The 21,958-nt window shown below is 72.3% G+C and carries 13 protein-coding genes; 6 read left to right on the top strand and 7 right to left on the bottom strand.

The window, feature by feature from the left end; genetic code table 11:
* Window positions 1–3 precede the first annotated feature (3 nt).
* Window positions 4–2,226 (top strand): acyltransferase family protein, encoded by a 2,223-nt coding sequence (locus EDD34_RS03435; RefSeq protein WP_123813325.1) that lies wholly within the window; start codon window positions 4–6, stop codon window positions 2,224–2,226.
* 29 nt (window positions 2,227–2,255) lie between these two features.
* Here the strand turns inward: EDD34_RS03435 and EDD34_RS03430 are convergent, their stop codons facing one another.
* The 5 genes from EDD34_RS03430 to EDD34_RS03410 all read right to left on the bottom strand — a co-directional run bounded on the left by EDD34_RS03430 (window position 2,256) and on the right by EDD34_RS03410 (window position 11,212).
* The gene (locus tag EDD34_RS03430; protein WP_123813324.1) at window positions 2,256–3,494 is read right to left on the bottom strand and encodes a hypothetical protein; all 1,239 of its coding nucleotides are present in this window, start codon (window positions 3,492–3,494) and stop codon (window positions 2,256–2,258) included.
* A gap of 73 nt (window positions 3,495–3,567) precedes the next feature.
* The gene (locus tag EDD34_RS03425; protein ID WP_123813323.1) at window positions 3,568–5,712 is read right to left on the bottom strand and encodes an acyltransferase family protein; all 2,145 of its coding nucleotides are present in this window, start codon (window positions 5,710–5,712) and stop codon (window positions 3,568–3,570) included.
* Window positions 5,713–5,843: 131 nt separating this feature from the next.
* Complete coding sequence (locus EDD34_RS03420; protein ID WP_425462370.1) at window positions 5,844–6,044, bottom strand: Trm112 family protein; 201 nt, start codon at window positions 6,042–6,044, stop codon at window positions 5,844–5,846.
* Between the two features lie 71 nt (window positions 6,045–6,115).
* Window positions 6,116–7,588 carry a phosphomannomutase/phosphoglucomutase gene (locus tag EDD34_RS03415; protein ID WP_123813321.1) on the bottom strand — a complete coding sequence of 491 codons (1,473 nt, stop codon included), beginning with the start codon at window positions 7,586–7,588 and terminating at the stop codon, window positions 6,116–6,118.
* Between the two features lie 132 nt (window positions 7,589–7,720).
* On the bottom strand, window positions 7,721–11,212 hold the full coding sequence (locus EDD34_RS03410; RefSeq protein ID WP_123813320.1) for an ALF repeat-containing protein: 3,492 nt from the start codon (window positions 11,210–11,212) through the stop codon (window positions 7,721–7,723).
* Window positions 11,213–11,590: 378 nt separating this feature from the next.
* Between EDD34_RS03410 and manA the strand changes: the two genes are divergently transcribed.
* On the top strand, window positions 11,591–12,820 hold the full coding sequence (gene manA, locus EDD34_RS03405; RefSeq protein WP_123813319.1) for a mannose-6-phosphate isomerase, class I: 1,230 nt from the start codon (window positions 11,591–11,593) through the stop codon (window positions 12,818–12,820).
* A gap of 28 nt (window positions 12,821–12,848) precedes the next feature.
* Here the strand turns inward: manA and EDD34_RS03400 are convergent, their stop codons facing one another.
* Entirely contained in the window at window positions 12,849–13,226 is a 378-nt protein-coding gene (locus tag EDD34_RS03400; RefSeq protein WP_123813318.1) for a DUF3499 domain-containing protein, read from the bottom strand.
* A gap of 169 nt (window positions 13,227–13,395) precedes the next feature.
* Between EDD34_RS03400 and EDD34_RS03395 the strand changes: the two genes are divergently transcribed.
* The 4 genes from EDD34_RS03395 to EDD34_RS03380 are packed head-to-tail and all read left to right on the top strand — an operon-like array spanning window position 13,396 to window position 18,665.
* Entirely contained in the window at window positions 13,396–14,622 is a 1,227-nt protein-coding gene (locus tag EDD34_RS03395) for a glycosyltransferase family 2 protein (protein ID WP_123813317.1), read from the top strand.
* Window positions 14,619–15,995, top strand: a complete 1,377-nt coding sequence (locus EDD34_RS03390; RefSeq protein WP_123813316.1) for a glycosyltransferase — start codon at window positions 14,619–14,621, stop codon at window positions 15,993–15,995. Before EDD34_RS03395 ends, EDD34_RS03390 begins: the two co-directional genes overlap by 4 nt.
* Window positions 15,992–16,972 carry a lysylphosphatidylglycerol synthase domain-containing protein gene (locus tag EDD34_RS03385; protein ID WP_246012166.1) on the top strand — a complete coding sequence of 327 codons (981 nt, stop codon included), beginning with the start codon at window positions 15,992–15,994 and terminating at the stop codon, window positions 16,970–16,972. The genes EDD34_RS03390 and EDD34_RS03385 overlap by 4 nt, the downstream gene beginning before the upstream one ends.
* A 22-nt stretch (window positions 16,973–16,994) precedes the next feature.
* Window positions 16,995–18,665: a glycosyltransferase family 39 protein gene (locus EDD34_RS03380; protein ID WP_123813315.1), complete on the top strand. Its 1,671-nt coding sequence runs from the start codon at window positions 16,995–16,997 to the stop codon at window positions 18,663–18,665.
* Between the two features lie 1,423 nt (window positions 18,666–20,088).
* On the opposite strand, the gene EDD34_RS03375 is transcribed toward EDD34_RS03380, so the two are convergent.
* Window positions 20,089–21,954 carry a DUF2142 domain-containing protein gene (locus EDD34_RS03375; RefSeq protein ID WP_170176958.1) on the bottom strand — a complete coding sequence of 622 codons (1,866 nt, stop codon included), beginning with the start codon at window positions 21,952–21,954 and terminating at the stop codon, window positions 20,089–20,091.
* Between the last annotated feature and the right edge of the window lie 4 nt (window positions 21,955–21,958).

The following is a 21,958-nucleotide window of genomic DNA, read 5'->3' as shown; positions in this document are numbered from 1 at the left end:
ACCGTGCCTGAAGCATCTGCACCGCCTGTAGCGAGGTCTTCCAGGGCGGGTCACATCAGCGAGATCCACGGCCTTCGCGGGCTCGCTCTCGCGCTCGTCGTCGTCTTTCACCTGTTCGGAAACGGCCGGGTGTCCGGTGGCGTCGACGTCTTCCTCGCCCTGACCGGCTTCCTGGCCACCCGGTCGCTCGTGAGCCGGATCGAGCGCCAGGACCTGCGTCTCGTGGATCACTACGGGCGGTCCTTCCTGCGGCTGTCGGCACCCGGGCTGCTCGTGCTCGCGGCGACAGCCGTACTGACGGTCCTGGTGATGCCCGAGGCCATATGGCGCAGCACCGTCCGGGAGATCGCCGCCTCGGCGACATATCTTCTCAACTGGGAAATGATCCAGTCCCAGTTGGCCTACGGCGCCGCAGGACCTGACACGAGCCCGCTGCAGCACTTCTGGTCACTGGCGGTCCAGGGGCAGTTCCTGCTCGTGTGGCCGTTGCTCCTGCTGACCATCTGGTATCTCGCGCGCAGACGGGCACGAGTAGCGCTGACCGTGCTCGTCGCCGCCGGAACTGTCGCATCGTTCGTCTTCGCGTGGCGCCTCGGCGAAGCCGACCAGCCGGTGGCGTACTTCCACACCGGTACTCGGTTCTGGGAGATCGGTCTCGGTGCTCTGCTCGCCCTGACCCTCCCCCACCTGCGGCCGCCCGTGGTACTGCGCCCATCTCTCGCGTGGCTGGGCCTCGCTATGGTCGCGTCGTCCGGGCTCTTCCTCGACGGGGGCACGCTCTTCCCCGGCCCGTGGGCCCTGTGGCCGGTAGGCGGCGCCATCCTCGTAGTTCTCGCGTCCGGAACGACCTCATCCCTGGGACCACAGAAGTTCCTGGCTCTCCCACCCCTCCGGTTCATCGCGGACATCTCCTTCCCGCTCTACCTGTGGCACTGGCCGCTGCTGATCGCCTACCTCCACATGACCGGTACCGAGCGGCCCGACTGGCGTGCCGCGGCGATCATCATCTCGGTGTCGATGGTGCTGGCCTGGCTGACGCGAGCACTCGTCGAACAACCGCTGCGCCGGACGGACCGCTGGCTGCGAGGTTTCCCGCGGTTCGCCGTCGTCGCCGTTCTGCTCGGGGCGGTCACGATGGGCTCTTTCGCGGGAATCCGGCAGATCGATCGACAGGAGGCGGAACTCGCTGCCTCGGCCGACCGGTTCCTCGACGACTACGCCGGATGTGTCGGGGCCGCCGCCATGGACCCGGAGGGTTCGTCCTGTGCCGTGTCCGATCCGGAGGTCCTCCTGGAGTTGGTCGCCGGTTACGACGCCGACGAGAACAGGTTCGGGGACTGCTGGTCCAACCGGGAGCGTCCGGTCCAGTTCAACGTGTGCGCGCTCGGCCCCGAGTCCGGCTACGAGCGACGCATCCTCGTCACGGGCGACTCGCACAACAACGCACTCGCCGTGGCGTACGAGAAGATCGCCGAGACCTACGGCTGGCGCATCGATCTCGCCAGCCGCGCGGGCTGCCACTGGAACACCCGGCCGATGTCGGCCAGGAATCCGGAGTCCGCCGAACTCTGCACCCAGTGGAACCAGATGCTCGACGAGCACATCCGGACGAACCCGCACTACGACGCCTACGTCGTGCTGCACTCCGCACGCAAGTCGGTCCAGAAGATCGGCGACGAGTCACGCGTCGAGGCACTCAGCCGTGGCTTGTCCGACGCCTGGGCGACCCGCCCGGACCTCTCGGTGCCCGTGATCGCCGTCCGGGACAATCCGACGTTCACCTACTCCGCGAGCGATTTCGAGAGCACGACCGTCCCCTGCATCGCCGAGAACGGTCTCTCCGCAGATGTCGCCTGCGCCAAGGACAGGGACGAGGCGCTCCGCCGTGACGGTTCGGCCGAAGCGGTCGCGCTGGATCCGAACGCGCACCTGATCGATCTCACGGATTACTACTGCGGCCCGGAGACCTGCTCGCCCGTGGTCGGCTACGTGCCTGTCTACCAGGACGGATATCACGTCACCAAGCAGTTCGCGGAGACTCTCGCGCCGTACCTGGGCCGTCAACTGCGCGACGTCGTGGAAGGCGTCACATCGCCCACGAACGCGGGGCCCACCGGGAAGACCACTCCGAGCGGGAGGCCCGGGTCGATCACGAAGCCCACACCGGACGGCACCCTGTCGCCGACCGACCTGGCAACGGCCAAGGACTCCGCCCCGGCCGAGTAGCCGCCGGCGGGCGCATCGCGGTATCGGCACTACCTCGGGGAGCGCAGCCCCCAGCGTGGCGCACCCATGCGGTGACCGGAGCCACGCAGTCGTTCCACCTCGGCGGTGAGGCGAGCTACCTCGTCCCGCGCGTCGGCGAGCTGACCGGTGAGCTGCTCCACCGTTGTGCCCGCGGCGACCTTCTTCTTGTGCTTCGCGTCCCAGCCCGTCGCACGTGAGTACATCCCGAGGAGCGCCTCGACGGCGAGATCGAACGGGATTTCGGCGGGCGGCGTGGCGTCGTCGTCGGTGCTGGGAACCCTGCGCTCCAGCTCCGCGAGGTCACCCACGACACGTACCCCCGTGGCCCGGACGTTGTCCGCGAGCAGGGCCCCCGCCTCGACCAGGGTGTCCGCGGCCCAGTGCGGGACCACCAGCTTGCCCTCGGACTCGCTCGGTGTCCGGAGCGAGAGCATGCGGTTCACCATTCCCTTGAAGACGAGCGCCCGATGGTCCGCCCGGGGTGCTCGCCACCTGCCACGGATCTGGCGGTTGAGCCGCAGAACGAGCGCGGCCTCTGCGGCGGACATGCCTCTGTTCTGACCGGCGCCGTCCAGTTGCCTCGAGTGCAGCAGCCCTCCAGGAAGGGCGAGCAGACCTTCGAAGGTGTCGAGCAGCCTGGTCGGTTGGTCCTTCTCGAGCACGATGACCGTGACATTCTCGGCACCGACGGCGTTCACCCAGCGCTCGAGAAGACTCAGTCCGTCCCGGCGATGGAACGCACCGGACGCGGTGACCGCCGCCGGGTCCGCCAGTGCCTCGCGCAGGTACTCCTCGAGCGATCTGGTGTTGCCGCGCTTGAGGCTCTCCTGCCAGTACGAGGGGACGAACGAGCCAAGGTTCCGCAGCACGAGTACGACGTGAACCGGGTGCTTCCCTTGCGCGCCGACCTCGTCGACAGTGCGGCGGGCGCCTTCGGCGTCGGCGGTGCAGACCATCTCGAACGAGAGGAGCGCGCGCTGTTCGGAGAACCGGTCGAGCTCTTGCTCGATCACACGCCACCACTGCTCCTTGGGGGTCGGATCAGGGAGATAGTCGATCTTGAGCCCAGCGAGCCACGACAAACTCCTGTGGTGATTCTCCGCCTTGCCCGGATAGTTGACGCCCTCGCTGCGGAGTTCCCACTTCAGTTTCTTGGCCGCGTACTGGAGCGCTGTCGACCCTGTCTTCGGCAGGCCGATGTGCACCAGGCGCGTACCGCCGTCCAGCGCGTCGATGGTCTCAGGCATGCGCACAGGTTACGGGAAAGTTTCATCCCCTCAGAACCCGCGTCGCGACGGATCAAGACGGCTGGCGCCCAGGTCACCAACCCGTCGCCTCATGAACGAAGCGCTCCGCCACGGGCGCGAGCGTGGCTGCATACGTGGCACTGAGATGCGACGAGTCCCGGTAGACGAGGACGTTTCCCCGGACGGGAGCACACACCCCGTCCGGGCAGACGTACGGGCCGAAGCCCCGGAAGGTCACACCGTGGGGCAGTGCCTCGTAGCGAGCCGGCAGCGACATACCGCCGTCCGACTCCCGCACCCGCTCGGTGCACACGTCGACGCCCCACGACTCCACGCACTCGAGCATGTCCTGCGCCGGGCGTGGAATGTCCTCAAGAGCCAGGATCCTGGATCCCGATGCCGAAAGCTCCCGCCAGCGGGACACGTAACCGACAGGGTACGTCTCCCGGTCCTCGAATCTCCGCGACCCCAAGGTCACCACGAGATCGGGCGGGTCGGTCAGAAGGAACTCGTGGGCGCGAAGGTTCCACACCCGGCACTCCTCACTGGCCCGGGTTTGCGCCGTCGTACCGGCCGCGTACTGACAGCCGTTCATGGACAGGGTCAGCAGGCGCCAGCCGTTGGCCTCGGCCGCGGCCTCGAACGCGTCGTGGTAGTGGGCGATCCGTGACGAACCCACGAGCGCGACCGTCCTCGTCGCGGTGGGATCCCCGGACGCGCAGTAGGACAGCATGTTCCCCGCGATGGTCGGCAGGCACCGGCCGTCGGAGGGCGCCGGAAGGTCGTACTCCCCCGCGACGGACGGGATCCACGGCAGGTCCGGCATGTCGCGATGGAGTTCCGGATCGATCATGACGCCGGCTCCCGGGTAGCGGCCCTCGTCCGAGGCGAGAAACGCCTCCCGCTCGGCCTCGCGCTGAACGGCGAGAGCCACCTGCTGCTGGGCGTACAGGCCGACCACCAGGACCGGGACGATCCACACTGCCGCGTAGCCGAACTGCCGGACCGGCCGTGCCACCGACCTCGGCAGCCGCAGCGGACGATGGCTGAGCAGGAACGTCGTGAGCGCGGCGAGGGCGAGCGAGATACCGACGACGTAGGCCCCTCCGCGCGCGTCGGCCCTGCTCGTCCCTGTCACGTTGAGGTACAGCAGCAGCACCGGCCAGTGCCAGAGGTACAGGGCGTAGGACCAGTCGGCGACCACCGAGAGCGGCCGCCAGGTCAGGAACCCGTCGACCGCACCCGGCACCGCGGTACGGCCCGCGACGAGGATGAGGGCCGCGGACAGCACCGGCCACAGCGCGATCCAGCCGGGGAACATCGTCGAGACGTCGAACAGGGCCCCGCAGGCGATGAGCGCGAGCAGTCCGACCCAGCCGAGCAGGAACCGCAGCGCCTTCGGCAGCGCGATCCGGTGGATGGTCAGTGCGAGGATGCCGCCGGCGGCGAACTCCCATAGCCGCGCGCCGGTGTCGAAGTACGCCCAGACCTGGTTCGTCGCGGTGAGATACACCGAGTAGGCGAGCGACAGCACCGCGATGGGCACGATGACCACGAGGAACGCCGCGCGGATCCGGGACAGGGACTTCCACACGACGGCGAGAGCGACGGCCGCCACCACGAGCCACACGAGGTAGAACTGGCCTTGGATCGACAGCGACCAGAAGTGCTGCAGCAGGCTGGAGCCCTCGTCACGGGTGTTGTAGTCCACGGCGCGCCGGGCCAGGTACCAGTTCTCGTGATAGAGCAGTGCGGCGATCGCCTCGTTGATCGTGTCGAGCAGGCGCCCGCGCGGCATGAGGAAGTACGTCGCGATGACGGTGCCGGTCAGCACGATGACGACGGGTGGCAGCAGGCGCGAGGCGAGGCGGGACAGAAAGGCGAACGGGCGGATCCGCCCGGTCCGCTCGGCCGCCCGCGCGAGCGACCCGGTGATCAGGAACCCGGTCAGGAACAGGAAGACGTCGACGCCGCCCGAGACCCTGCCGAACCAGACGTGATAGGCGACGACGAGCAGGACGGCGACGGCGCGGAGGCCGTGCAGCTCGGGGCGGAAGCCTCCACCGGTCCGGGACGCTCCGCCTTCCCGGCTGCCGTTCTCCTCCGTCTGCCCTGGCCTGAGCTGCGGCCGGGCGTCGTGATTCGCTGGACCATCGGAGCCCGCGGACGACGCGCCGGGCGCAAAGGCGTGCTCACGAAGCGTGGGAGCGCTGGTCATCAGCTCTTCTCAGTCGGGAGACGGCAGGTCGGCCGCCATCGCGTGGCGTCCGTGTCGGCACCGATTTGAACACATCACGTCTTCCACGCATTACCGCGAATCGTGATGAATCGGTGGAGTTACCCGCCGCCTCAGAGTTCCCGCGCGTCCGACTCCAGCAGCACCGGGATGCCGTCCCGCACCGGGTAGGCGAGCGGACGGTCCGGATCGGTCGAGTGCAACTCGGGCTCGCCGCCGGGCCCGACGCCGTCGGCCAGCGCCGCGCCCGTGACCGGGCAGCGCAGGATGTCACGCACCCAGCCGGGCAGGCCGGCGCCGTCGGACCCCGGCACGCCGGCCTCCGTCCCGGAACCCGCCGCACCGGCCGGGCCGCTCGTCCCCGCGCCCTCGGCGCCCGTGCTCGTCATGCGCCCTGCTCCGGGTCGTCGGCACGCACGAGCGCCAGCACGTCGTCGCGCACCTTCTCCATCATGTCCGCGTCCGCGGCCTCCACGTTGAGCCGCAGCAACGGCTCCGTGTTCGACGCGCGCAGGTTGAACCACCACTGCGGGTGACCGTCCCAGTGGGACACGGTCAGCCCGTCGAGCTCGTCGACCTCGACCGAGCCGGCGCCCTCCTGCGTCACGTACGCCTCGTACACGCGTGCCCGCGCCGCGGGCACGTCCGCCACCCGCGAGTTGATCTCGCCCGACGCGACGTACGGCTCGTACATCTCGCCGAGCGCGCTCAGCGGGTGCTCCTGCGTGCCGAGTGCCGCGAGCACGTGCATCGCCGCGAGCATCCCGGTGTCCGCGAAGAAGAAGTCGCGGAAGTAGTAGTGGGCGCTGTGCTCGCCGCCGAACACGGCGGTGTGCTCGGCCATCTGCGCCTTGATGTAGGAATGGCCCACGCGCGTGCGGACGGTCGTGGCGCCCGCCGCGGTGAGGAAGTCCGGCACCGCGCGGGAGGTGATGAGGTTGTGGATCACGATCGAGTCGCGCCCCTCGGCCTTCTCCTTCTCCACCTCGCGCAGCCCCACCAGCGCCGTGATGGCCGACGGCGAGACCGGGGCGCCCTTCTCGTCCACCACGAAGCAGCGGTCCGCGTCGCCGTCGAACGCGAGGCCGATGTCCGCCTGGTTCGCCACGACGGCGGCCTGCAGGTCCAGCAGGTTCTTGGGCTCGAGCGGGTTCGCCTCGTGGTTCGGGAACGAGCCGTCCAGCTCGAAGTACAGGGGGACGATCTCCAGCGGCAGCTCCGGCAGCCCGGCGCCCGTGCCGAGGACGGCCGGGACCGTGTGCCCGCCCATCCCGTTCCCGGCGTCGACCACGACCTTGAGGGGGCGGATGCCGGACAGGTCGACCAGGCCGCGCAGGAACGCCGCGTAGTCGGCGAGCATGTCGCGGTCCGTGACGGTGCCAGGCTCCGCGGCGGATTCGGGGAGTCCGCCGTCCAGGTAGCTCTGGGCCAGCTCGCGGACCTCCGCGAGGCCGGTTTCCTGACCGACCGGCGCCGCCCCGGCCTTGCACAGCTTGATGCCGTTGTACTCGGCCGGGTTGTGGCTGGCGGTGAACATCGCGCCGGGCAGGTCCAGCACACCGGAGGCGTGGTACAGACCGTCGGTCGAGCACAGCCCGATGCGCACGACGTCGGCGCCGGCCGCCGTCAGCCCTTCGGCGAACGCGGCGACGAGGTCGGGACCGGACTCGCGCATGTCGTGGCCGACGACGACACCAGGGGTGCCGTCGTTCCCGGGCCGTCCTGCGTGGGCCGCCGGGAGCACCACGACCCGCGCGAACGCGGCCCCGATGGCGCGCGCCACGCGGGGCGAGAGCTGGTCCGGCACGGTGCCCCGGACGTCGTAGGCCTTGATGATCTGGGTGAGGTCGATGGACACGCCGAAAGCCTATTGCACCGCTGCCGGTCACCCGCGAGAAGCCCGCTCCGCGCGCCGTGTCCGCGGCGGGCCGACCGCGCCTGGCCGCCGCGTCGCTCCGCGCCGGGCCAGGCCAGGTCGCCCGCCCCACCCTCAAGGCCCTACGGTCACCTCGAACTCGATGACCTGTGTCGTGGGGGACATCGGCCCGGAGTCGCCGACGATGTCGTCGACCAGGGAGCCGATGTTGTCGCTCCACCAGTCCGTGTAGCCGATGACGGGTGGGTGGGTCGCGGATTCGATGTCGGACTCGTTGTACGCGGTGTACCGCCAGACCACGGAGCCGTCGGGGTTCTCCCGAAGAGGCGTCATCCTGACGTTGTGCGAGCCCAGATACGTGTACGCGAGGTTCCCGGTGAGTCCGGCGGTGGCGAGTGTCCCGTAGTCCGTCAGGTACTTGCCGGCGCCTTCGAAACCCTCCAGCTCGTAGTCCCACATGTAGGTATGGCCCAGCTCGTAGTTCCCCTGTCGGGTGCGGTCGGCGAAGATGTCGATCACCTCCTGCGTGTTCGCGTGCTCGCGGTAGATCCTGGTGAACTCGTCGTTCGGACCGAAACACTGCGAACGCGGCCCCTCACCCGAGAGCCAGCTCCAGCCGATCTCCCACGGGTTGTTGCCGTTACCGGACGGGACGGGCCGGCCGAACGGTGTCAGGCAGCTCTCGGCACCGGGCGGCAGGCCGTTCTCCTCGGGATCGATCGGCACGGTCGAGTTGTCGAGCGCATTCTGAGCTGCCTCACGGAGCGCGGCCTGGATGGCGAGTGCTCGAGCCTCGAACGCGGCCTGGGCGGCAGCGCGGGCATCCTGACCTGCTGCGATCGCGGCGCTGCGGGCGGCCGACGCCGATGCCTGGGCGTCCGCCGCGTAGGAAGCGGCGATCGTGGCCGACCGCACGGCCCGCGTCGCCGCCTGTCTCGCCACGCTGCTCGCCGCACGAGCGGCGGCGGCTGCCCGACGTGCCGTCTCGGCGGACCGAGCGGCCTCGGCAGCGGACCGCTCGGCGGCCTCGGCGTTGTCGCGTGCTTCCTGTGCGGACTGTGCGGCGTCGGCTGCGTATCCTGCGGCACGGTCGGCCCATTCGACCGCTTCGGCCGCGGCATCGCGGGCGATGGCCGCCGCCTCGGAGGCCCGTGCGGCGTCCTCCCGCGCGTCCGCGGCCACCTTGGCCGCACGTGCGATCGACGCGCGGACAGCGCTGATGTGCGTGGCGTGATCGTGGTCGATCCGCGCGAAGTCGTACTGCGTGGTCCCGACGAACTGGCGGAGCATATGCGTGTCGCCCTCGAGCGCGACCTCGGCCGCCGCCCTCACGTAGGGGCCACCGTTCGCCAGCAGGGTGGAAGCCACGACCCGGTCGTCCTCCCGGACGGCCTCGGCACGATCGACGTGCAGGAAGGTGTGCAAGGCCTCCGCCGTCCCGGCCGTCAGCGCCGCCTCGGCCGCGCGTCGCACCGCGGTACCCGTGTCGTCGTCGGCCAGGAGGGTCAGGATCTCGACCCGGTTGTCCTCCTCGGCCGCCGCGACGGCCCCGTGCTCGAGGAATGACCTGATCGTGACCGGATCTTCGGACCCGAGTGCTTCCGCCGCCGCGCTCGCCACGTCCGTCGTGGACACGGCGGCCGTCGCAGCGACGTTCTCGGCGTCGTCCTGCCGCTGCGCGATGACGCGGTCGGTCTCGATCCAGTGGAGGACGTCCTCGTCCGAGCCGGCCAGGGCGAACTCCGCCGCTTCCCGGGTCCACGTCCCCGACCGGTCGAGGAGCCGGACCGCGGCACGGCGTCCGGCGGCTGCCGCCTCGTCGACGGAATCGTCCCGGAGGGCCGATTCCGCGGTATCGATGAGGTCCCGGAGTTCCTCGGAGAGCCGAGCCTCCTGGGTCCGTTCCCGGTTGGCCCGCTCGAGAAGGCCTGTCTCCGCGTCCGCCTCCAGGCGGGCTCGCTCGATCGCCTCGGCGGTCTCCTCTGCCAGGCGCTCGGACTCGGCCGCACGAGCCGCCTCCTCGACGGTCTCTGCCTCGGTGACGGCGTCGGCTGCGGCGTTCGCCGCTTCGAGAGCCGCCTCCGCGGCGAGCGTGGACCGGTTGGCGTAGTCGACGGCCTCACCGGCATGCTCGGCGGCTTCCTCGGCAGCGGCAGCAGCGTTCTCGGCGTGGTCGGCTGCGCTGTTGGCCGCGTCACGCGCCACCCGGGCGGCAACCGCCGCCTGGCCGGCGAGCGACTGCGACCTGTGGGCGGCTTGAGTCGCCCGGGCTGCCGCGCTCTCCGCCACGGCAGCGGCACGCTGCGCCGCGGCGGCCTCCGACTGGGCCGCCCCGGCCGCCACCGCCGCGTCGGCCGTGGCGCGGGCGGCAGCAGCCGCATGATTCGCCGAGCTGGCGGCAGCCGCGCCGGCCATTCCGGCGTGATCCGCGGCGGCAGCCGCCCGGCCTGCCTTCGCGGCCGCCGAACGGACGGAGTCGACCATTCGCCGCGCCTCCTGGGCCGCAGCGCGTGCCGCTGCCGCCATCGACGCGTCACCGGACGCTCCGATCGCGGCGCGATACGCACGGGCCGCGGCACGTCCCGCCGATGCGGCGGCCGCCGCAGCCGCCTGAGCTGCCGCCACCGAGCGCTGGGCGGCGGCCTGCGCCGTCCGCGATGCCGACACCGCGGTCGATGCGGCAGCGGCCGCACCCCTCGCGGCCTGGGCGGCCCTGTTCGCGGCCCTGGCCGACCGCGTCACGTCGTCCTCTGCCGCCTCGGCCTCGGCCTTGGCCTCCAACGCCGCGGCCTTCGCCTTCTCCGCGGCCTCGACCGCCTGGTCGGACAGCTCGACCGCCTCGTCGCTCTTCCGGGCGGCGCGCCGGCCCTCCGTCTCCACCACCTCGACCAGTTGCCCGATCGTCGCGGATTCCTCGTCACGCGCCCGGGCGATGTACTGGCCCGTCTCCAGGAACCACCGCACCGCCCTCGGCGTCCCGTCCTCCAGGGCGCGCTCCGCGTACTCCCGCACCTGCGGTGAAGCCGTCACGAGCAGGGACATCACCTCGGCACGTTCGTCCTCCTCCTGCGCGCTGAACTGCCCGCCGCTGAGGAAGGCACGCAACGCGAAGTCCGATCCGCCGTCCAGCGCGGCCGCTCCCTCGCGCCCCGCCGCGGGACCACCATGGGCCACGACCGTGGTAACCGCCACCTCCAGGTCCTCGTGCACGGCGTTCTGGAATCCACCGTCCAGGAAGTTCTCGATCGCCGCCTCGCCACCGGAGAGCGCCTCCCCGATACCCTCGCGGGTCGCTCGGCCCGCGGTCACCAGGGCTTCCGTCAGCGTGAACCGGTTGTCCTCGGCCCGCGCCGCGGGCAACACCTGGCCGAGGAACGCGGTCACCTCCGCCGCGGAGCCCACCAGAGCTGCGGCCGCGGCCGCCCGCACCGCCCGGCCGCCCGTGCGGTGAGCCCAGACCACCTGTCCACGTTCGGTGTCCGGAAGTCCGGACGCGTCCGGCAGCGTCATGGCGACGGGCCCGTTCGCGGCGTAGGCCGCGCGGGCTTCTGCCGTGCACGTGGGCAGCGCCCCGACGGCAGCCACCCCGGCGAGAACGGTCAGCATCTGACGCCTGTTCAACACCCATCGTGACCCCTGCTCCATCACGACCCCCTTCTGCTCGGCTCGTACGTACCTGTGTCATCCGCCCCACTTGTGCCGGCGTGGGCATGGTGGTGCGGCGCGGCGGGACGGCGCCACACCACCAGGAAGAACCCGCGACGTACTCGGCCTGGTCGCCCTCGGCGGTCATCTCGAGGTGGGTGTTGTCGGCCTCCGGCGGGGCCATCCTGCCGGACAAAAACTACGTAGTCACACAATTCGGCTAGCGCTAAATCGGCTTTCACCCAGGCCGCGACGCGGGGTGTCCGGGTCCCGGCGCTCTCACCGCGCCTCCGCGCGCCCGTCACACGGCGCCGGACCCCGCCCGATAAACTCGCCCGGGTGCAAGCCACCGACGTCCCCCTCCGTCTGAGGAACACGGTCCAGACGTACGACTGGGGGGCCTACGACGCCATCCCCCGCCTGCTCGGCGACGAGCCCGACGGCACGCCGCGTGCCGAGTTGTGGCTGGGCGCCCACCCGAGCGCGCCGTCGCGCACGGACCCGGCCGGCGACGGCACCACCCTGCACTCCCTCATCCGCTCGGCCCCCGACGCCATGCTCGGCAAGCGCGTCGCCGACGAGTTCGGCCCGCGCCTGCCGTACCTCCTCAAGGTGCTGGCCGCGCGGCGCGCCCTGTCCCTCCAGGTCCACCCGAAGCCGCACACCGCGCGCGAGGGTTTCAACCGCGAGAACCGGCTCGGCCTCCCGGCCGGGTCGGCGAAGCGCTCCTTCCACGACGACCAGCACAAGCCCGAGATGCTCGTCGCGCTCACCCAGTTCGAGGGTCTCGCCGGTCTGCGTGGCACCCGCGCGGCGCTCACCCTGCTGGACGGCCTCGGCGGCAAGCTGGTCGACGACGTCGTGGCGGCGCTCCGCGCCGACCGGTCGGCGGCGGGCATGCGGGCGGCGTTCGACGTGCTCATCCGGGCCCGCCAGGACGCCGGCTGCCGGTCCGACATCGAGCACACCGTCGACTCGGTCCGCGAGCGCCTGGCCGGAGGGTCCCCGTTCGAGCGGGCGGACCGTACCGTCGTCGATCTGGCGGACCAGCATCCGGGCGACCCGGGCGCCGTCGCGTCGCTCCTGATGAACCGCTTCACGCTGGAGCCCGGGGAGGCCCTGTTCACCCCGGCCGGTGAGTTGCATGCCTATCTGTCGGGGGTGGGCACGGAGATCATGGCGTCGTCGGACAACGTGCTCCGTGCGGGGCTGACCAGCAAGCTGGTCGACGCGGGCGCGCTCATGGAGTGCGCGTCGTTCGCGGCGCGGCCGCCGGTGCTGCCGGATTTCGCGACGTCGGGCAGCCGCGGTCAGGTGCAGACGTACCGGGCACCGGTCGCGGAGTTCGCGCTGACGCTGGCGGACGTCGACCCGGGCGAGGATCTCGAGCTGCCCGACGACGGGCCGCGGATCGTCCTGTGTCTCGACGGGGAGGTGGCGCTCTCCTGCGGTGACGGCTCACGGCCCGCGACGTCGCTGGCGCACGGCGACTCGGTCTTCGTCCCGGACGCGGCCGGTGCCCTCACGCTCACGGGCGCGGGCCACGTGGTCTGCGCCTGGGTTCCCTGACCGCACGCCGCCCCGCGGGGCCGGGACCCTATTCCTCCGCGCGCAGCACCCTCAGGTGGCCGCGGCGTGCCGTCTCGGTGACGCCGGGCTCCGTCGGCGGCTCGGCGGTGTCGCCCGTCGTCGCCTTGCGGGTGCGGCCGGCCTCGCGGACGGCGTCGGCCAGGGCCGACAGGTCGTCGGGCGACGGGGCCGGCTCCGCGGGGAACTCGGGAACCAGCCGGACCACCTCCCAGCCGCGCGGCGCCGTCAGGCCCTCGGCGTGCTCGGAGCACAGGTCGTAGCTGTGGGGCTCGGCGAGATGCGCGAGCGGACCCAGCACCGCCGTCGAATCCGCATACACGTATGTGAGCGTCGCGACCGCAGCGTTGGTGCATGCGGACCTCGAGCACTGTCTCACCGATCTCACCCGCTGAGCGTACGCCGCTGACCGGGAGCAATGTCACGAACACGCCGAGCCGGTCCGGGCGAACTGCGCGACACCGCCCGCCACGGCGGCCCGCCTGCCCGCTGCTCCCCGCTCCCCCGGCCGCTCAGTACGATGGGAGTGCCCCAGCCCCGAGGCGGAAGTCCCTCCCATGAAGCTGTTCGTGCAGATTCCCTGCCTCAACGAGGCGGAGACCCTCCCCCTCGTGCTCGCCACGATCCCCCGCGAGATGCCGGGAATCGACGAGGTCGAGATCCTGGTCATCGACGACGGGTCCACCGACGCCACGGTGGAGGTGGCGCGCCGGCTCGGCGTACGGCACTTCGTGCGCCACGCCCGGACCATGGGGCTGGCACGCTCCTTCCGCGACGGCGTCGACTACGCGCTGCGTCACGGCGCCGACATCGTCGTGAACACGGACGGAGACAACCAGTACCCGCAGGAGCGCATCGGCGACCTGGTGGCGCCGGTCGTCGGCGGCGAGGCCGACATCGCGATCGCCGACCGCCAGACCGGCACCATCGAGCACTTCTCGCCGCTGAAGAAGGTGCTGCAGAAGGTGGGCAGCGAGGTGGTCAACTTCGCCGCCGAGACGGATCTGCCCGACGCCGCCAGCGGGTTCCGCGCCTACTCCCGCGCCTCCCTGATGCGCCTGAACGTGGTCACGCAGTTCAGCTACTGCATGGAGACGATCATCCAGGCGGGCAACAAGCGCCTGCGGATCGCGAGCGTCCCGGTCACGACCAACCCGAAGACCCGCGAGTCACGCCTGTTCTCCAGCATGGGGCAGCACATCCGCAAGTCCGGCCAGGCGATCACCCGCTCCTACCTCATGTACAAGCCGCACACGGTGTTCGTGACCCTCGGCGTCATCTTCGGCCTGGGCTACCTGATCCCGTTCGGCCGGTACCTGGTGCTCCTGATGCTCGGCCAGGCGGGCCAGCACATCCAGTCCCTGATCCTGGGCTCGTCCATGCTGGTGGGGGCGCTGCTGTCGTTCGCGCTGCTGGTGATCGCGGACCTGCTGAAGACGAACCGCACGCTCATGGAGGAGACGCTGGAGCGTCTCAAGGAGGTCCAGTACGGGCGCGACTCGCACGCGGTGCCGAAGGTGGTGGCTCTCGCCGCGGTGTCCGGCGCGACGGCCGGAGCGGACGGCGAGGCCGGCGCGTCCGCGTGGCACGACGCGACGAGTGACACGACGGCACCGGCCGACACGCACGACGGGCCGGCCACGGACCACCGGGGAACGGCGGAACCCGGCGGCGAGCCCGGGGAGACGGGCACGAGCGCCCGTCCGGCCCTCAGGGCGGGACGGTCCGAGGTGCACCGCGACGCGCCCGGCGGCCGCGCCGAGGAACCGGCGGGTCGGTCGTGATCCTGACGTTCGGCACGTACGACGCCGAACGCCACCCCCGTGTCTCCGTGCTCGCCGCGGGCCTGCGCGCCCACGGGGCCGAGGTCACCGAGCTGAACCGCCCCCTCGGGTTCTCCACGGCCGAGCGGGTCCGGATGCTGCAACAGCCCTGGCGGCTCCCGCTCCTGGTGGTGCGGCTGCTCGCCTGCTGGGCGGGTCTGGTGGCCGGCGCCGTGCGGCTGAGGCGCACGCACGGGCGGCCCGACGCCGTGCTGGTGGGCTACCTGGGGCACTTCGACGTGGTCCTGGCGCGGGTGCTGTTCCCCCGTTCCGTCGTCGTCCTCGACCACCTGATCTTCGCCGGGGACACCGCCGTCGACCGAGGCGCCGCCGGCCTGCGCGTCCGTCTGCTGAACGTGCTGGACCGCGTCGCCACGAGCTGCGCGGACGTCGTCGTCACGGACACGGACGAGCACCGCGCCATGCTCCCGGACCCGTCCCGGGGCGTCACGGTCCTGGTGGGCGCCCCCACCGCCTGGTTCGACGCGGCCACCGGGCCGACGGCCCCCGGCGAGGACGCCATCGTGACTGGTGGGAGCCTTCCCACCAGTCACGATGGCGTTCTCGACCACGTGGACGGGGCGGCGGACACAGGTGGAGCGGGCGCCGACGGGCGGCTGCGGGTCGTGTTCTTCGGGCTGTACACACCGTTGCAGGGGGCCCGGGTGATCGCCGAGGCGATCCGCGACGCCGTCGGCTCGGGTGCGCGCCTGGACGTGACGATGATCGGCTCCGGGCAGGATCTGGCCGCCGCCCGCGAGATCCTCGCCGGCACCCCGGACGTCACCTGGCACGACTGGGTCGAGCCCGCCGACCTGCCCGCACTCGTCGCCGGCCACGACGTCTGCCTCGGCATCTTCAGCGACACCCCGAAAGGGCTGCGCGTCGTGCCCAACAAGGTCTACCAGGGGCTGGCGGCCGGATGCGTCGTCGTCACCTCCGACACTCCCCCGCAGCGCCGCGCCGTCGGCGATGCCGCGGAACTCGTGCCGCCCGCCGACCCGCACGCCCTCGCGAAGACCCTCACCGGCCTCACGGACCCGTCCCGCCTCGCCGCGGCCCGGACCCGCGCCGCCGCGGGCCGCGACGCGATCCGCCCCCAAGCGGTCGTGACCCCGCTCCTCACCCCCCTGACAATCCCCGCCCCGACGCACAGCCCCCCATCACCGACCGAACTCTCGACAACCACCCCGGAACCCCCGGCACCTGCGCGCGACCACGCCATTTCGGCCGATGGCCACGCTCCCATGGAGCGAAATGGCGTGGTCGACCACCATGACGTGGTCGACGCCGGGCGGGATCCCGGGCCGCGGCGGGATGGGGATGGCCCGTGAGGCGCGTCGGGGGCGTGGTCGCCCGGTTCATGCGGTCGCCCGCCGTGCGGTGGGGGTTCCTCCTTGTCGCCGTCGGGCTGGCCGTCTGGTATGTCGTCGATGCCCGCGCCGAGCTCGCCGACGCCGCGGCGATGCTCTCCGGCGGCACGCTGGCCGCCGTCGTCGGCCTCGGGTTCGTGTACGTATGGTGCACCCTCATCGCCTGGCGGGCCGTGCTCACCGACCTCGGCTCCCGGCTGTCCCTGCGCGACGCCGTGAGCGTGTTCGGCCTCAGCCAGCTCGGCAAGTACCTGCCCGGCGGGGTATGGAACGTCGTCGCTGCGGCGGAGATCGGCGCCGACCACAGCATCCCCCGGCACCGGTCGGTCGCGTCGATGGGAGTGGCCGTCCTGGTGTCGGTCGTCTCGGGCGCCGCCGTCGGGGCCGTCGCGCTCCCCTTCGTCTCCGCGGGAGCGCTCGGCGCCTGGGGCTGGATCGTGTGGATCACCCCGGCGATCGCCGTCGTCCTGCTGCCGCCCGTGCTCAACCGCCTCATCGGCCTCGCCCTGCGGCTCGGCGGCCGGGAACCGCTCGCCCGCAACCTGACCTGGCGCGGCCTGGCGGTGACGACGGCATGGTCGGTGGCCGGCTGGCTCGTCGCCGGGACACAGACCTGGCTGCTCGCCACCGGGCTGGGCATGACGCCGTCGGCCCGCACCTTCGCACTGGCCGTCGGCGGCTGGGCACTCGCCTGGACCGTCGGGTTCCTCGTCGTGATCGCACCGGCCGGCGCGGGCGTGCGCGAGGTCGTGCTGGCCGGCGTCCTGGCCGGCTCCCTCCCGGGCACCGCGGCACCGGCGCTCGCGGTCCTGGTCAGCCGGGTCGTGCTGACGCTGGTCGACGGCGTGCTGGCGGGAGCCGGACTGCTGCTGGCCCGGCGCAGGGCGCGCCGCCCCGCCGTCGGCCGTCCAGTTTCCGACACCACCCAGGTCCCATGACGCCGGCCGATAGCCTTCTGCCGTGAACCGCGAGCAACTCCGAGATGCCGGCCGGACCGCGACGGCACCCGTGCGGGCCGTCCCGGTCGTCATCTGGCTGATCACGGTGCTGCACGTCGCCGTGATGCTCGCGCAGACCGCCGTCTTCCCCAACGTCCGCTCGCCCGACGAACTGAAGCACGTCGACCTGATCGTCCAGGTGGAGCAGGGCACGGCCTGGCCGTGGCCCGACCCGGGCACGATCTTCGTCACCGAGGGCGTCACCGCCGGGCACTTCCTCTCCAGCGACCGGCTGTGGTCCGGGCGCCAGTTCCTCGCGGACCGCGTGGACGCCGACGGGCCCGAATTCGCGCCACCGCGCGGCGAGCGGCCCTCGTTCGCCGACGACGGCGGCCTGGCGCCCTGGGCACAGGAACACGCCGACGGCACCACCGAGGCCGTCACCAACCAGCTCGTCCAGCACCCGCCGCTGTACTACCTGCTCGGCGCGGCGGCCCTGCACGCCGTACCCGACTGGGCCACGGCGCCGATGGACCAGGTCTGGCTCTGGCTGCGCTGGCTGAACACCCTGGTCGCGGCACCGATACCGCTGCTGCTGTGGGCGTCGGCCCGTCGGCTGGGGCTGCCCGAACCTCTGCCCGTCGCGGCCGCGCTCACCCCGGTCGCCGTCCCGGAGATGGAGCACCTGTACTCGGCGGTCAACAACGACAACCTGCTGGTGCTGTTCGGGACCGCGCTCACCTACCTGCTGGTCCGGGTGATGACCGGCGACCTCTCACGCCGCACGGCACTCGTGGTCGGGCTCGTCGCCACCGCGGCGCTGCTGACCAAGGGGTTCGCCCTGATGCTCCCGGCCTGGATCGCGCTCGCCTACGGCGTGGCCCTGTACCGGTCGCGCGGCCGGCGCCGGGTGGCGCTCGGATCACTGGTGGTGGCCGCCGTCGCGACGCTGCCCGGCGTCGCCTGGTGGGTCCGCAACCTCGTGCTCTACGGGGCGATCCAGCCGCACGGCTACCGGACGGAGGTCCCCGATCTCACACCGGTCTACGGCTGGTCCGACGGCGGCGACCGCTGGCTGGGTCGCCTGCTGGAGCGCTTCGTGACGACGTTCTTCGTGCAGGACCACGCCGTGGCCGAGGCGCACGACGCCTCCTGGTGGGCCGCGCGCGTCGCGCTCGTGCTGGTGGCCGCCGGGGTCGTGGCTGCCCTGGTGCGGGGGACGGTGCCACGGATGACCGCCGTCGTGCTCCTCGCCGCCGTGCCGATGCTCGGGGCGATCGTGGCCAAGGGCTCCTGGGAGCAGTTCGCCGCGTTCCGGGACTTCGCCGCCGCGCAGCAGGGCCGCTACCTGTACACCGGCTTCGCCGGCGTCGTGCTCGTCGCGTTCGCCGGCGCGGCCGTGCTCCGGCCCGCCTGGCGCCGCTGGGTTCCCGCCGGCGTGCTCGTCCTCGCGCTGGGGCTGCACGCGGCCTTCCAGTACGACACCTGGATCCTGTACTGGATGCCGGAGCACGAGTCCGGCTGGGCGGCGGTGGGCAGTGCCGTGGAGGCGATGGCCTTCTGGTACCCGTGGCCTGCCGGGGTGTTCGTCGCGGTCGTGGCGGTCGGCGTGGCCGCGGCGGCGGGTGTGGTATGGCAGGTGGTCCGCCGCCCCGCCGGGGAGCCCGCGCCATCTCCTATGCTGACGACGTGATCCGCACCCTCGCCCGTGCCGCGTCCGATCCCCGGCGACGCGAGCACGCCGGCGTCGTCGCGGCGGCGCTCACCGCGGTTCTGCTGTCCCTGACCGTGCTGCTCACCGACCCGCCCTACGCCACGGGCGACGAGCCGCCGCACATGGACTACGCCTACCAGGTCTGGCACGGCGAACTGCCCGTCTTCGAGGAGGGCCTGGAGCTGCGGCCCGAGGGCGCCTGGCTCGCCCCCGTGCAGTGGACGGCCCAGCACCCGCCTCTCTACTACCTGCTCGTGGCGCCGCTGGTAGGCCCTCTGGCCGACGCCGGCCATCCCGTCGCCGCCGTCTACGCCGCACGCGCCGTCAACACACTCCTGGCCGGACTGTTCGTGGTCGTCGCCTGGTGGAGCGCCCGTCGGCTGTCCCGGCCGGGAAGCCCGCTGCCTCCGCTCGTCGCACTCGTGGCATGTCTCACGGCCGCCGTCGCACACGTGGGCGGATCCGGCTACAACGACCTCCTGGCGGCCGTCCTGGTCACGACGATGTACGGCGTGAGTGCGACGGCGATCCGCCGCGGGCTCGACGGACGGCTCGTGGCCGCGCTCTGCCTTCTCGCGGCGGGGTGCGCCCTGACGCGGCTGTCCACGGCGGTCATCGCCGTGGTGGTGGCCGCGGTCGCCGTGCTCGCCGGTGTGGTCCGGGCGGCCCAGGGCCGGGGCCGCCGGGCGCCGGTCGTGTGGCTCGCGGTCGGCGGCCCGGTGACGGCGCTGGCCGCCGCCGGCTGGTTCTACGCCCGGAACGTGGCGCTCACCGGCAACATCCAGGGCTCGCACTTCGACTGGGCGCTCGCGAACCAGAACCGGACCGAGCGGACGGTGTGGGAGGTGCTGACCGACCCGATCACCTGGGCACGGCTGCCCGATCTGTTCTGGTGGGCGGGACGGGTGCCGCCACGCACGGACCACCCGCTGACGACGCTGATCCTCACGGCGGTGCTGCTGGTCTGGATCCCCTTGTTCCTCGCCGTGCTGGATCGTGTCCGACGGCGCCGGGGGACCCTGCGGTCGCCGGAGCCGGTGACCACGGATCCCCCCGCCGGCGACGCGCGCACCCTGCACGCCGCCGCCACGGCACCGGCCGGGGAGCCCTTGCCTGCCCCCGCCGCCCCGTGGCCCGGGAGTCTCACGGACCGCCGGCTGCTCCTGGCGCTTCCCTGGACCGCCGTGGGTGTCGCCATCGTGCTGCAGGTCCTGTACGCGGCGAGCAGCGGCGGGGTGTATCCGCGCTACTTCCTGCCGGTGGCCCTGCCGCTCTTCCTGGGCGTCGCCGCCGGGCTGGCGGTGCGGCCCCGGCTGCTCGTTCCCGTGTGGGCGGGGATCACGCTGGCCGACCTCGGGGTGTGGCTCGTCCTGGAGCTGTCCACGCCGGCGGAGGCGGGGCTCTACTCCGAGCCCGTGGCGCCCGCCGCGGCGGTGGGCGTCCTCGCCGTGGCGTCCGCGGTCGGGGCGACCGTTCTGACACTCCGCGCGTACCGGAGGCCGACGACGACGGCCGCAGCGGCGACCAGCACCGCGACGAGGAACCAGCCCCCCAGCTGAGCCCCGCCGAGCGGGCTCCACCCGGACCACCGCGCGAGCGCCGTGCCGAGATCCTCCCCCGGCCCCCGGTAGAACCCGCGGAACGCGAACTCCATCCCCACGGCGGCCACCGTGATCCCGCCCGCCAGGACCGCCGGCACGATCCAGGCGCCCGCCGCGTCCGCCCGGCGTGCCCGGGCGTGGCGGCGGAGGGTGGCCAGCACCCAGATGCCGGAGCCCACTCCGACCGCGAGGGCGGCGATCGCGCCGAACATGTAGCGGCCCTGGACCGCGACGACCCAGCCCGTCTCGGCGAACCGTGGCCAGGCGTTGGCGATGACGGCACCCCACAGGAGCGCGGGCTGCAGCAGGAGGACCGCGAGCGCTCTCCGGTGCGGAACCCGCGCCAGTGCCACGACGCACAGGGCGGCGAGCACCACGGCGCCCGTCCAGTAGACGACGTGGGGCACCCGCACGTCGAGCAGCCCGAAGCTCCCGAAGAAGGACCAGGTCAGGTGCCCCACCGTGGTACTGACGAAGTACCACGGGCCACGGTCCGCCACGGGCTCGAACCGTTCGGGTATCCCGACGGGCTGCACCGTCCCGAACTCCATGAGGTTGCGCAGCCACCACCACCCACCGAGCGCGAACGCCACTCCCAGGGAAAGCCCCACCAGCGCGAGCCTCCGCGGGCCGAGGGCGCGGTCCTCTCCCGCCCCGCGCGCCCGGGCCGCGACCAGGAGGTAGGCCACGACCACCACGGGCACGGTGAACGCGGCCATCACCTTGGTCAGCAGCCCGAGGCCGACCACGCCCCCGAGAATCGCCGCCGTGGACCACCGCAGATCCCCGGTCACGACGCGGGCGCAGAGGTACGCCGCACCGGCACCGGTGAGCACCACGAGCGCATCGTTGGTGACGCTCCCCATGATGTGCCCGAGCTGCGGCAGGAACAGGGGGACCGCCGCCGCCACCAGGGCCGCCGTACGCGACCCGGTGACCAGGCGCGTGGCACCCGCGGCGAGCAGCGGTACGGGCGCGAACAGCAGCACGTCCAGCAGGCGCAGCGCCAGGAGCTGATGGTCCCAGCGCGCGTCGGCAGCCCCGGTCAGGCGCAGCCACCCGGCCGCCACCGCGTAGTACAGCGGCGGGTGCTGGGTCATCTGGTCGATCTCCTCGACGTCCCAGGTGCTGGTGTCCGTGCCGGGCGCTACGTCGTCGGCCAGAGCGTTGCCGGGGCCGACGACGGTCCGTTCGCCGTCGGGTGTCGGCGGCACGTCCACGTACTGGTCCTTGTCGGTGCGATCGATGTACCGGCCGGGGACGTCCGTGTCGAGGGCGGCCTCGTCCCGGGCGGCGTCGACGCCCGGACTGACGAGGGCCTCGCCGGGCGCCGGCCAGCCACCGCCGTGGGCGAGGCGCAGGGCGCTGTTGAGATGCTGCACCTCGTCGGGGGCGCGGAAGGCGGGGGTCAGCACCGCCCAGCAGGCGGCCGAGACGGCGACGAGTGCCGTGATGAGGGCGAGGGCGACCCGATAGCGCGCCAGGGCGATGTCGTCACGCACGGCATCAGCGTATGGCAACCGCCTCGCGCGCTCACCCGGGTCGCGCGGGCCGGACGGCTCACCACAGGGAACGATGTCGGCGACGGCGTCGACGGCGTCGGTGACGACGACGGCGACAGTGACGGCCTCGACGCCGGTGCCGACGGCGACGAGCGGGGTCGGCACGACG

The sequence above is a fragment of the Myceligenerans xiligouense genome, assembly GCF_003814695.1.
GTDB lineage: Bacteria > Actinomycetota > Actinomycetes > Actinomycetales > Cellulomonadaceae > Myceligenerans > Myceligenerans xiligouense.
Note: the sequence above shows the minus strand (reverse complement) of the source record. Positions and strands in the feature narration are given on the sequence as shown.